The organism is Mesorhizobium sp. f-mel, from assembly GCF_053850215.1.
The window spans coordinates 76284-88202 of the sequence record NZ_JBSPTO010000025.1 but is presented as its reverse complement, the minus strand read 5'-3'; the positions used below and the strand labels follow the sequence as shown (position 1 = coordinate 88202).

The 11919-nt window shown below is 59.2% G+C and carries 15 protein-coding genes and 2 pseudogenes; 14 read left to right on the top strand and 3 right to left on the bottom strand.

The features are described from left to right. From ACWUKX_RS24480 to ACWUKX_RS24425, 12 genes and pseudogenes are all read left to right on the top strand, one after another. Nucleotides 1-1166 (top strand): annotated as a pseudogene (locus tag ACWUKX_RS24480) (hypothetical protein); the annotation flags it as partial. Nucleotides 1167-1714: 548 nt separating this feature from the next. After that, nucleotides 1715-2170 (top strand): YybH family protein, encoded by a 456-nt coding sequence (locus ACWUKX_RS24475; RefSeq protein WP_456009436.1) that lies wholly within the window; start codon nt 1715-1717, stop codon nt 2168-2170. Between the two features lie 284 nt (nt 2171-2454). After that, the gene (locus ACWUKX_RS24470; protein ID WP_456009435.1) at nt 2455-3729 is read left to right on the top strand and encodes a tyrosine-type recombinase/integrase; all 1275 of its coding nucleotides are present in this window, start codon (nt 2455-2457) and stop codon (nt 3727-3729) included. 2 nt (nt 3730-3731) lie between these two features. Continuing rightward, a complete protein-coding gene (locus ACWUKX_RS24465; protein WP_456009434.1) occupies nt 3732-4145 on the top strand; it encodes a hypothetical protein in 414 nt (137 codons plus the stop codon). A gap of 66 nt (nt 4146-4211) precedes the next feature. Beyond that, entirely contained in the window at nt 4212-4409 is a 198-nt protein-coding gene (locus ACWUKX_RS24460) for a hypothetical protein (protein ID WP_456009433.1), read from the top strand. Nucleotide 4410: 1 nt separating this feature from the next. Beyond that, entirely contained in the window at nt 4411-4602 is a 192-nt protein-coding gene (locus tag ACWUKX_RS24455; protein WP_456009432.1) for a hypothetical protein, read from the top strand. Nucleotides 4603-4830: 228 nt separating this feature from the next. Beyond that, nucleotides 4831-5769: a hypothetical protein gene (locus tag ACWUKX_RS24450; protein ID WP_456009431.1), complete on the top strand. Its 939-nt coding sequence runs from the start codon at nt 4831-4833 to the stop codon at nt 5767-5769. Next, on the top strand, nt 5766-5951 hold the full coding sequence (locus tag ACWUKX_RS24445) for a hypothetical protein (RefSeq protein WP_456009430.1): 186 nt from the start codon (nt 5766-5768) through the stop codon (nt 5949-5951). The genes ACWUKX_RS24450 and ACWUKX_RS24445 overlap by 4 nt, the downstream gene beginning before the upstream one ends. Continuing rightward, nucleotides 5944-6675 carry a hypothetical protein gene (locus ACWUKX_RS24440; protein WP_456009429.1) on the top strand — a complete coding sequence of 244 codons (732 nt, stop codon included), beginning with the start codon at nt 5944-5946 and terminating at the stop codon, nt 6673-6675. The genes ACWUKX_RS24445 and ACWUKX_RS24440 overlap by 8 nt, the downstream gene beginning before the upstream one ends. 121 nt (nt 6676-6796) lie before the next feature. Further along, nucleotides 6797-7093 carry a hypothetical protein gene (locus tag ACWUKX_RS24435; RefSeq protein WP_456009428.1) on the top strand — a complete coding sequence of 99 codons (297 nt, stop codon included), beginning with the start codon at nt 6797-6799 and terminating at the stop codon, nt 7091-7093. A 4-nt stretch (nt 7094-7097) separates the two neighbouring features. Further along, complete coding sequence (locus ACWUKX_RS24430; RefSeq protein WP_456009427.1) at nt 7098-7613, top strand: hypothetical protein; 516 nt, start codon at nt 7098-7100, stop codon at nt 7611-7613. A 321-nt stretch (nt 7614-7934) separates the two neighbouring features. Further along, entirely contained in the window at nt 7935-8432 is a 498-nt protein-coding gene (locus tag ACWUKX_RS24425) for a hypothetical protein (protein WP_456009426.1), read from the top strand. Between the two features lie 581 nt (nt 8433-9013). Here ACWUKX_RS24425 and ACWUKX_RS24420 read toward each other — a convergent pair. Then, the gene (locus ACWUKX_RS24420; RefSeq protein WP_456009425.1) at nt 9014-9364 is read right to left on the bottom strand and encodes a hypothetical protein; all 351 of its coding nucleotides are present in this window, start codon (nt 9362-9364) and stop codon (nt 9014-9016) included. 132 nt (nt 9365-9496) lie between these two features. Between ACWUKX_RS24420 and ACWUKX_RS24415 the strand changes: the two genes are divergently transcribed. Together ACWUKX_RS24415 and ACWUKX_RS24410 are read left to right on the top strand one after the other, a co-directional pair. Then, on the top strand, nt 9497-9775 hold the full coding sequence (locus ACWUKX_RS24415; protein ID WP_456009424.1) for a hypothetical protein: 279 nt from the start codon (nt 9497-9499) through the stop codon (nt 9773-9775). 632 nt (nt 9776-10407) lie between these two features. Continuing rightward, entirely contained in the window at nt 10408-10686 is a 279-nt protein-coding gene (locus ACWUKX_RS24410; protein WP_456009423.1) for a hypothetical protein, read from the top strand. Nucleotides 10687-11111: 425 nt separating this feature from the next. Here the strand turns inward: ACWUKX_RS24410 and ACWUKX_RS24405 are convergent. Both ACWUKX_RS24405 and ACWUKX_RS24400 read right to left on the bottom strand, forming a co-directional pair. Then, nucleotides 11112-11177: pseudogene (locus tag ACWUKX_RS24405) on the bottom strand (hypothetical protein); the annotation flags it as partial. Between the two features lie 91 nt (nt 11178-11268). Continuing rightward, nucleotides 11269-11871 (bottom strand): hypothetical protein, encoded by a 603-nt coding sequence (locus ACWUKX_RS24400; RefSeq protein ID WP_456009422.1) that lies wholly within the window; start codon nt 11869-11871, stop codon nt 11269-11271. Nucleotides 11872-11919 lie beyond the last annotated feature (48 nt).

Genomic DNA, 11919 nt, shown 5'->3' with positions numbered 1-11919 from the left:
AGACGATGATGGACCATTGGGACGAACTGGTTCCGTCGCCCGAATTCGACTTTGCCTATGCCTGGGGTTCGCAGGAAGGCGACGTCGCGCTTGAGAGCTCGCCGGAACTGCAGGCCGTTTTCCGGGAACACAATCTCAGCACAACTGGGACCGTCGCTTCCGACGTCATCGATGACAGCTCTACCGCGTCTGTCCCTGCCGACGCCACCATCAGCGACGACAGCGCCGCTGCGGCCGCCGCTTCCGACACCACCACGAGCGACGACAGCTCTACTGCGACCACCGCTTCCGACACCACAGCGAGCGACGACAGCTCTACTGCGGCCGCCGCTTCCGACACCACCATCAGCGACGACAGCTCTACTGCGGCCGCCGCTTCCGGCACCACCACGAGTGACGACAGCGCTACTGCGGCTGCCGCTTCCGGCACCACCACGAGCGACGACAGCGCTACTGCGGCCGCCGCTTTCGACACCACCATCAGCGACGACAGCGCTACTGCGGCCGCCGCTTCTGACACCACCATCAGCGACGACAGCTCTACTGCGGCCGCCGCTTCCGACACCGCCGCCAGCGATGGCAGTTCCACTGAGACCGCCGCTTCCCGCCCCACGACCAGCAATGGCGGTGTTCATGCTGTCCGTGGTGCCGATGCGACCCATGCAGCCGCCGGCACCGACAGGGCGGCAAACCATGACGGCAACGACACCTCCCATGTCGACAATGGCGGCGAAAAGGCAGGCAGCAGTGTCGACCGGGTGTTGGCCGCCCTTTCTGGCGGCTCGGAGTCGCTCGCCGGTTCACACGACAAGACGGCCGGCAACGGGTTCGCCCACACCGTCGAGGATAATGAAAATGTCGGCGCCAATGCTAGCAAGGGCGGCGCCGCCGAGATCATGTCCGGCCGCGGAGCCCACGACGCCTTCGACTTCAGCTGGCTCCAGGAAAAGCTGCAGGACAAGCCTCACTTCGACCAGGCCTTCTTGGACGGGCTCAAGTCGGGAGGGGAGTCATCCGACGCTCTGTCTACGGCTGCGCATGATCGTTCCGACCAGGTCAGCTACGACAGTTCAACCGGGTCGCTGTCTTTGGACAGCGACGGGACGGGAGATGCATCTCAAACGCAGCTCGCCAGCCATTTTCCATGGCAGCATCATTCGCTGTGACCTGAAGGAGCTACGGGCGGGAAACTAGATCAGGCCCGGCCTTTGTTCACCTCGAAGAACATGGGCCGGGTCGTTCCCGTGCCGGTCATCAATCGTCTTTCCAGAAATTCCGCGGCGAGATACAGGTCATACCGGCGTCGCGGGATTGCCTCCGCAGTTCGGCAAAGTCCGAACGGGCCTTCTCATCGAGGACGATGGCTTCGCGGTTGATGAGGCCTCGCCCGGTGAAGACGCGCGCGCCAGCGATGAGCTGTGCGTCGCGGCAAGAAAGCAGGCCTGATCTACACGCCGACACTGCGCCGAACGCCTATGGCAAGGCCAAGGACGAACTATGAGAGACGCGCGAGAGCATCGGCGCGACCGGCGGAAACGCGCGCGCTGGTGAGGCTTTACTCCCCCGCTCTCGGCTGCGCAGCTGCGCTTGCGCCGTTATATCAGATAAGCCTAATGTAAATCATGACCTGGCAATTGAGCGGGCGCGGCGACGCACTCGGATTGGGCGCGCTATTCATCCGGTGGATATATCGATCACGCAAAGGGAGGATGAGATGAGAGTGGTTAAGTCATTTGCATTTGCTGCTGTGCTGCTTCTTTCGTCTGCGTTGTCTGCGGCCGCCCAGTCGGCTCGCGAGGACATCGAAGCGGCGCTGACGAAATTCACGGACGCCTTCAACAGCGGGAACGCGGCGGCGGTCGGTCAAATGTATACCGAGGATGCCGCCGTGCTGCCGCCCGACGGCAAGCGCGTCGATGGTCGCAAGGGCGTGGAAGAATTCTGGCAGGGCGCGATCAAAAGCGGGATGAAGAATCTCACCCTAAAGGCCCTGGAGGTGGAAGAGAGCGCAAACCTCGCCTACGAAGTTGGCGCATTTACGCTCGATGTGCCGAGCAAAGACGGCGCCCTCTCCACCGTTGCGGGCAAGTACATCGTCGTCTGGAAGAAGGGCGACGACGGGACATGGCGCCTGCATCGGGACATCTGGAATTTAGGTGCGGCCCAATAGGGATTTGATATCCAGGTCCTCATCGACCGCCTTGGCGACGAGTACGGCTGCATGCACTGGGATCGGATGCTCTATTGCCATGCCAGTTGAAATCTCTGGTACGCCCAAGGGGAATCGAACCCCTGTTACCGCCGTGAAAGGGCTTCTAAGCCGTCCAACGCCGTCTAGCTGTATTTCCTGAACCCCTTGCGTTACAAGGCATTGTGTCTAGTTGCGTTTGTGCTTGTCCAATACCGTCTACCCCGATATATTGGACAAACTGTTGGACACGACGGGGCAGGGACATGGCAAGACGGGTTCGCGACGCCACACTGGACAGCAAGGAAGCGCGGGCAAAACTGAAGCCGCGCGGCAAGCCCTACTTCAAGAGCATCGGCCCAGGCCTCCACGTCGGCTACCGCAAGGGCAAGGAAGCCGGCCGGTGGGTCGTTCGCATGTATGTCGGCGATCAAGAATACCGCGTCGAAACGATCGCGGACGCCGACGACAAGCTGGATGCAAACGGCGGTTCGATCCTTACGTTTTGGCAGGCTCAGGACAAGGCGAGGGAGATCCACAAGGCCATGTCCGGCGAGGCCGGCAAGGTCGCCGGAGCCTACACCGTCAAGGAGGCGGTGGAGGATTATCTGCAATGGATGGAAGGCGCTCGGAAGTCCGCCAAGGATGCCCGCTACCGCGCCGAGGCGCTGATCCTGCCAGAGATCGGAGACTTCGACGTTTCGAAGCTGACAGCCAAGCAAATCAGGAAATGGCATAGCGACGTGGCAAAGACCGCGCCTCGCCTTCGTACAAAGGCAGGAAAGGAACAGCGGTTCAAAGTGATCGATGACGACGGCGAGGCGATCCGCCAGCGCCGGGCGACTGCAAACCGCGTCCTGACGATCCTGAAAGCCGCACTGAACTATGCCTGGCGGGAAGGGAAGGCGGCATCGGACAGGGAATGGCGCCGCGTGGAGCCGTTCGAAGACGTCGAGAGCGCCCGCGTTCATTACCTGACGATCGCCGAGGCTCAGCGCCTTGTGAATGCCTCCAGCGGCTCTTTCCGGGATTTAGTGCAGGCTGCCCTACAAACCGGCGCTCGCTACAGCGAGCTCGCCCGGCTGCGCGTCGAGGACTTCAACAGCGATGTAGGCACCCTGTCGATACGGGCCAGCAAATCCGGCAAGGGGCGCCATATCGTGCTGACCGAGGAAGGGGCGGACCTTTTCAAGCAGCTATCCCAGGGCAAGCGTCACGGGCAATTGATGCTCTCTACGACGGCCGGCGGCGTGTGGGAGAAGTCGCACCAGTTCCGGCCGATGAAGGAAGCCTGCAAGAACGGAAAGATCGTGCCGGCGATCGGCTTCCATGGCCTGCGGCATACATGGGCCAGCCTGTCAGTGATGAATGGCATGCCGTTGATGGTGGTCGCCAAGAACCTTGGCCACAGCGACACGCGGATGGTCGAGAAACACTATGGGCATCTGTCGCCGTCCTATGTCGCTGACGCGGTGAGGGCGAGCGCGCCACGGTTCCAGACTGTCGAGAAGAGCAACGTCGACGACATTCGGCAGGCGTGACGATGGCGATCTCTGGCGACGACGACATGATGTTAGAGGTCTACCAGGGCAACTTTGAGCATGGGGATCAGATGTCGCTCATGCTGGCCTTGAAGCACTGTCTGAAAAGGAGCCAGCCCGTGCCCGAATGGGCGGCGACTGCCTTACTCGCCGCTATCGGTCAGGTGCAAAAGTATGAGGCCACGTCATGGGACGAAGTTTTTGGTGTTCCACATCCTGGGCGCAAGGTAGATCAACTACGCGTCGAACGCCGGCTGCGGTGGGAGGTGCTGCACCGCGTTACAAAGTATCGCCGGCAAAGGCCAAAGCCAAAGGACATCTTTCAGATTGTCGCCGACGAGCTGAGCATCAGCCGCGCCACATGCAAACGTTACTTCGACAACCTGCATAGATGGTTCAGGAAGTCGCCTTCTTAATGAACCGGACAGCATAGGCAGCCCGGCCTTATCCATTGTGGACATCCTCGAACAAAGGAGACCCCGATGGATAACAACTTTGAAGCCTATTCGATCCCTGAATTCTGCGTCGCGCACCGCATTTCACGCGCCACTTTCTACAACTTGCTGAAGGTCGGCCAGGGACCGCGCACGATGCATGTGCGCGGGCGCGTCCTCGTCAGCAAGGAAGCCGGCGCCGAATGGCGTAAGGCTCGCGAAGCTGCCTCGACGGAGGCCGCATAAAATGGCCTTCGCACCCACACCGGAAATGGTCGACGCCGTAGCCGAATGGCACGCTCGCCGGCCTGATGATCGCATTCGCCGCGCCCTGCTGCCCTGTTTGCAGGCCAGGTTTGGCGTCACGGCAGTCGAGGGTGTCGAGATCATCCGCGCCGCCGGCAAATCGCGGGAGGCGTCCAATGCGGACGGCTCCTGAAAAGCGAACCGCCGTCCTGGTGATGCAGGACAGCGGCGGCAGTTCTGGAAAACAGGGCAACGTTTCCAAGCCGAAGGATAGGTCATCGAAATGGTTGGCGCAACAAAAATGGGCAGCGGAGAACGTAGATCTACATCACCCGCGCCACGACCGCCCCCTCGAAACTGTCGCCCTATGTCGACGCCACCACCGCCAGCTTCATGCGCAATTGCGCAAAGGCGGTGCCGCATGACCGGGACCGACAACGATGGCGCCGAGGCGGCGGTCTTCGAGATTTTGTCCGGGATATTCGATGCCCCGCAATTTCAACCGGGATTGAAAAAAGGTCGCGGCATGGCTCAGGCCTCGCTCGACCTGATCGAGGCGATGCACAAGATCGCCGAGGCGGTTCAGCCTATCACCGGCCGCGGCATCGGCTACAAGCTGTTCACGGCCGGGCTTATCTCGTCGATGTCGACCAACGACATGCAGAAGGTCTACCGCCTGCTGCGCATCGCCAGAGAACAGGGCGACATTCCGTGGGACTGGATCGTCGACGAGACGCGCGAGCTAGAGCGGGTTTCGACCTGGGACGATCCGGCTCAGTATGCCAGGGCGGTCGCGCGGTCCTATCGTCGCGACTTCTGGAATCAGCAGCCCTATCGCGTCGAGGTTTGGTCTGAGAAAGGGACTGTTCGCGGCGTCCTGAAGCCGGTGCTCGATCACTTCGCGGTCGGCTTCCGAGTCATGCACGGTTTCGCCAGCGCGACCACGGTAAACGACATCGCCCAAGACAATGATGGGCGAGACCTTGTTGTCCTCTACTGCGGCGATTTCGACCCGAGCGGCATGTACATGTCGGAATGCGATCTGCCGCGCCGGATCGAGGAATATGGCGGCCATCACGTCAAGTTCGTCCGTATCGCGCTGACGCCGGCGCAGACGGTCGGCCTTCCCTACTTCCCGGCGTCGGACAAGCGTTCTGACAAACGCTACGAATGGTTCGCCAAAAACCATGGGGCACAATGCTGGGAACTGGACGCGATGGACCCGCGCGATCTGCGCGAGTGCGTAGAGCGGGAGATCAAAGGACTAATTGAGCCGGAAGCCTGGGCGCGCTGTGAAACAGTAAACGCCGCCGAGTTGGAATCCCTTCAGTCGATCCTGTCGGGCTGGAGGGCATCATGACCGATCGCCAAGTCTTGCGGAGCGGCTTCGACAATTTGGTGCTGGCCGACGCCGACGGTGACGATTTCTACCGTCTGGCATTGCAAATCGAGCCGGACATATCCCCGTGGGAGATCAACGACGAGATCGGCGCCGCGGTTGCGCGTTGGCAGAGCGCAGAAGGGCGGGCTGGCAATGGCTGACAAGGGCCGCGCCCGGAAAGGCAAGCGCACAACGATTGCCGGCCAGTTCGCCTGGCAGCTCATCGAGATGAAGGCATCGCCAGCGTTCAGGGCGTTGTCTCTGTCCGGGCACCGCGTCCTGTCCCGGCTGGAGATCGAGGTGGGCCAGCATGGCGGCAACGACAACGGCAAGCTGCCCACGACCTTCGACCAGTTCGAGGAGTACGGCATTCACCGGCACGCCATCGCGCCCGCAGTTCGCGAAGTGGTGGCGCTCGGCTTCGTCGAGATCACGCAAGTAGGTAGGTCTGGCAACGGAGAATGGCGCCGGCCGAACCTGTTCCGCCTCACCTATCGGCCAACCGAGTTGACTGAGCCGACCGACGACTGGCGAAAAATAGAGACAAAGGAGCAGGCCGACCTGCTCGCAGATGCCGCGCGGAAGGCTAGCGAAAAACAAAACACCAGTGGTGGAAAACGCCAGATTTCAGTGCGGAAACCGCACTACAAACCCGATTTTTGTAGTGCGGAAACCACCACTACTACCCATGGTGCGGAAACCGCCACTACCTCTATATCTCGGGGACACAACGGTTCACTGCCCGGCACGCGTCGGCCCATCCAACAGGCCAGCGTGTCTGGGCAGCAGAGCGCCGACGCCGAACCACTTGGAGATATCACCAGCGCGCTGGCAATGAACCTCAAGAGGCGCGGGTGGACTGAAAAACGGCGGGCGCGCACATGAACGCTGCTTCCGCTGCCCAGAAAAAAAAGAGCCGTCGGATTTCTGGAGAAAGAGCCGGCCACGTCCTTCTGACGCTCCTTGCCATCCTCGTCGTGCTCGCCTTCACGCTCGGGGCATGGCCATGACAGGCCGGCGTGGACGTCCGCCGATCGGCACGCCGGAGGAACGCCTACAGCGTCAGCGCCGGCTCGGACAGCAGCGTGGCGCTCGCCGGAAAGAGCGTGAGGCAAGAGGCGGAATCATCCTGCCGCTCGAAGTAGATCACGTGCTGGTCAACCTGATGCTCGAAGCCGGTGCAGTAGATGAGGCTGGAAGCCGCAATCGAAAGCGCCTCGCCCGCGCGATCATCCGAACAGCCATTAACGCGTTATCCAACGCCGTTGCTTCTGGGCGTAAATTCACATTCGACAAGGAGTAGCCAAATGCTCGCAAAAACGCCAAGGGCAACCGAACTGGACTTCGCCGCAGTTTTGAAGATCCCGCCGAAGCCGGCAGCGATCGCCGAAGCCGAAAGGAAATGGCGGGAGGCAGCCGCAGAGCTTGAGGCAGCAAGGGCAAGGCATAGGCAGCTCCACGCCTCATATTTCGGCCAAGTGCCGGGCCAGCCTCCGAAGATCACGGCTGCCGAGGTCGACCAGGCCGGCTCCGAGATCGCGCCTTTCCAAGCGAAGGAAAAGGAAGCTCTGCAGGCGCTCGAGGCGCTGCGCGCGGCCTTCGATGATGAAGTGGCATCGCTCAAGCCGAAGATCGACGCATACCGCAACGCCATCGGAGCAAAGCTCGACGAACTCGAGGATCTGCTTGGGATCGGCGTGTTGTTCTACGCGGCTGCGGTGCAGGCGAACGTCAAGCTTCAGAGCAAGCTCCCTGGCCGATGCCAAGGCATGATTCAGCACGGCGTCGCAATGACGCGGAAAATCTTGAACGGGGCTGAGTGAGCAAAGGAGATTCGAAATGTATTTGACGAGGGATATGAGCAGCCAGGGGAAGATGCAGCGGCCCGCGGCTCCGAAGCCCATCACGCCGGTGAAGCTCACCAGCGTCCGGACGCTACCGAAGCCGGTTCGGGTTGTCCGCCTCTATGATCCAAAGAAGAAGGCAGAGGACCTCCATTGGATCCGAAAGCTGGAGCGCACGGGCTTAACCGAGCACAACAGCAAGGCCGTTGCGCTCATGAAGGCTACCTTTCGGCGCCGTTACGGCGAGCGGGTTTAAGGCTCAAGCCCGCCACGCCACGCATGAACCAGGTAGAGACTTTCATGGCCGACCTCGACCGACAGATTAACGAACAGATCGCTGTACTCCAGACCCGTGGAGCCGATCGCGGCGAGATAGAAACGCGCTATCAGGAGTTGTGCGCGTGGGCCATCCAAGAATGCACTGACGCCGGCAACCAGGTTCGGCTGCCATCGCCAGCCATAGCCGACGGTGCCGAGGACGCAACCCTGAAGCGCCTGTGGTCACGGATTCAAGGCAAGGTGGATGCGGCCCTCGCGCTTGGCCAGATCACTGAAGTCTCTAGCGTGGAGATCGCACGATGCGAGGACGGTGTTCACGTCATTCTCTACGCAGAGACCGATGATCCTGACGTGATCTTTTATGACGGCGAAGACTTCCACCTGCACTTCGATGAAGAGGCGTGGCGCCAAGCCTTGTCTCCAGTAGCGGACTCGATCGGCGCCGTCCTCGTCGTCTTCGACTGCTACGAGCAACGCATCTTCGACATCGAGGGTTCACCGTGGCGCCGAGTGTTCTGACGATACCAGGGGGATTTGACGATTTTCTGCGCGCAAACCCTGCGACCGCTCCCGAACCAAAATTTGCATAAAACCACATTGAAGTTTGGAGTTTAGCAATATGGCTTTTCAAGCCGCCTTGGGAAATGCGCAGCAGACTGATGGCGGTATCTGTTAGCGCTCCCGCGCTTGCTCAGATCGATATCGCCACTCGTGCCGGTGGGGAACTGAGGCGACGCTGCGCCGGGCGCGCGGTCCTTGGACATTCCGGCCGCATCGGCTGCCTGCAACCTAGTAGGGGCGTTCCCGCTAGTGGTTAAATTCTGACGCTTGGTACCAACGCTAAATTTCCGCTACCGACCCTATGCCGTCATTCGGCTACTGCACTCTGCGTCCACAGCCGAAGCGCTGACGGGCCAGTTTTACGATGTAGCCAGCATCCATATCGCCGTTTTCCACGTGCAGCCCAAATGGGTCTCTAAGTTCGCTTCTTAAAGCCAATATTTCAACCAACGCAGCGCGAGCCGATGGCTGCTCTGGATCGTTTGGATCACAGAGTATCGTAACCAATTGGCAGCCCAGTTCATCATCTCGGAAGCCGCTCAGATAGTTGGGCGCGAGATGGATAGCGGCCATACGGCTGTTCGTCCAGCCAACATCGGTTGGCGCATGATGAGTTCGCGTAGAAGAGATCGATAGCGATCAATAAGGCGAAGATAACGGCACAGCGCTTTCAATGCAGTTTCGCCATGCAAATCTCGTTCTGGCCCATAGAGGTAGCTCTCGATCAGGACAGCATCCGACACGCTTCCACACAAACCCACAATGTACAAAGCTGACCCAACGTCGCCCCGACGCTTCAGAAGGATGCTGCGCGCGAACTCAAGCTCTTCTGCCGTGACCCGGCCCTTCACAACACCTTGCGCTCGATTTCGAATATCGTCGATGTCCATAGCAAAGCGTAATAGCACACTAGGCGTGTTAGAATCACAGAGTCCGCTTCCGACCCATTGCGGACTACATAGAGAGCGTCACATAAGCTATTGACTATGCGCACACTCGCTGAACGCCTAATAGGCAAACATGTGAAAGGCGTCGACGCTTCCGAACCTGGACATGGCGTTGGCGTGTTTTTCACGGATGGCTCCGCCTTCACCGTGTACAGCAGCGTTGCTGTTTTGATTTCCTCGCTAGCGAACGCGTCGCGCGTCGAAGCCGTGAATGTCAGCGACCGACAGGTTGAATTGCATTTATCCAGCCACGGCTACATCACGATTTCGACTGACTGGGACAAACACGACATGGTCGAGGCGTATGTCTTCCGGGATGTAGACGGAACCCTGATCGTCGAAAATGGAACTTAGAAACCGACCGCTTTCCACCCAAAGCGGTATTCCCTTTCGGGTACCAAGCGTCAGATTTCACCACTAGGTGCAATGTCGGTTCGCTTGCCGCGCCGCCAGGACAGGCGGGGATTGCAGCTATGACCGGGGGGAGGGACAGACTTTGAACGGGGTTCTGCCCCGGACCGGCGCCCCCATCATTCGCGGATTTTTTTTCCTGTTTGATTAAATTTCGGGCCAAAAATCAAAAAATGACCGAAAAACCTAGGTCGCGACCGTTTATTTCGTGGTCGGCATTTGGGTCGTTGCAACTTAATGGTGCGAGAAAAGGGGTTTTTTCACTCCGTACATGGAAAAATCAAAAACCGGCAAATTTGCAGCTTTATCGGACGGCGGCTCGGTTGTTTCCTTCTCCGAGCTCACGGCCTGATGCCGGTGCTCGCCCTCATCGGCTCATGCGCCGTCGTGCTGGCGCTGGCGTGGCCGTTCTAGGTCGGCTCGTCGATCAGGGGTTTTGTCCGTGGCGGACTGATTAGCAAACTCTGTTCGGCCCCCGCGAATGGCCGGGCGGCTTTGAATACTTGCGCAATCGCTAAAATAGGTGAAAACTTTCGCTTGGAACCCGTTGGGGAAACGGGAAGCCGGTTGGAGCGATGTTTTTTCCGCAGTTTCTGGTGGGAATGCTGACGACGTCGGGCATCGTCGGGACTTGGGCCTATGCGGCCACAGGATCAATCTGGAAAGCTGCTGCCTGGGGCATCATCGTTGCGGTTTTGTTGCAGGTCGGGTACTTCGCGCTTGTGTTCAGGCTTGTCTATCGGCGGCGAGACACCAAGCAGGGGGTGGAAGAGACTACTTCGGACGTCACCAAACAGCCAGTCGTTCCGAGACAGCCACTGCACAGAGACGGTCGCAAAAAAGGGCTGACTTAGGTTGATTGATCCTGCCCATAAACCCGCCGCCACGGGCGCCAAGATCGAGGAGATCACGCCGAAGGTGAAGCGCTAGAGCACGACTACTGGCACGGATGCTGCAGACGGTATTCTAGGAGCAGGCTCATAACCTCATCCGTTTTGTCTTGGCGGTGCTTCTCGGCCAGTTCGGCTTTGTCGAAGGACTTCATGGAAGGCAGCGACCGCATGAGATCGGAATCAGCATCTGCTAGCTACCCCTTTTGAATCGTACGTCACGCAGCACGTTGTGCACCACCAGCCATGACACGGCGGTAAAAGCCCCGAAGAATGCTCCCCCGACCAAGTCGCCCTGATAAAGCTGAAAAATCGCTACGAGTGGATTTGCGATCGAAGCGAATGCGATCACGACATACCACCAGAGCAAGAGCAATCTGCTAACCATGTCAGAATTGATGGCGACAGAACCGACAGATACGCGCGTCGGCCTTCACCATCTCTGCACAGTCGGGGCATTGCTAAACGAAGGGTCTTTCACAATCCTGGTCGCTTAGGAAAGCTGGGTAAGTCCGGTTGCTATGTCCATTTGCCCCTCGCCACCTTTCAATAATTTTCGATACTGCCGTCCTGGTAGACAACCCGTCGCACGGTTACGTCCGTCTTTGCTGTGCCAGCTGATACGGGGCCGATAAGTTTGCTGAATTCGTCGTCGTTGATGAATTCGTTGTCGTCCCAAAAAAAGAAGCTGGGACTGACGTCGCTCCCACCGGGTCTGATGTTGAGGTCTAGCTTTCCTTCGGTCGTGAGGATCATGTCACCAAACGCGTCCTTTATTGTGATCACAAGCGCGACCGCCTTCACTCTTTTCGTAGAGGCATTTGCAAAGGACAAGTGAAGCTCGATCCTCGGGTTATAGATGTTGCGCCGCAAATCCTTTTGTTGAATATCGAAGCGAGAAATGGCCACTCTCACTGGAGATTCGACATCATCTTCGCTTGGCGCTGAAATCGGTTGGATAGCATCGTAGCAGGCCAGCCTGTCCACCCCGTTGGTCAGTTGTCGGCAGTTCTCGATGTTTTGAATAGATTGAGCATTTGACGCACCGGCGACAATCGCCAGTGGAATCAACGCGAACTTCACCCTACCCATGGCTTTTTGCTCCCCCGCCATTTCGCCAATACTTGCGCGAACATGGACGCGGCGCAAGCGGACACCCCGATGGGAGGGCGATTGACGGCAAATGCTACCGGATAA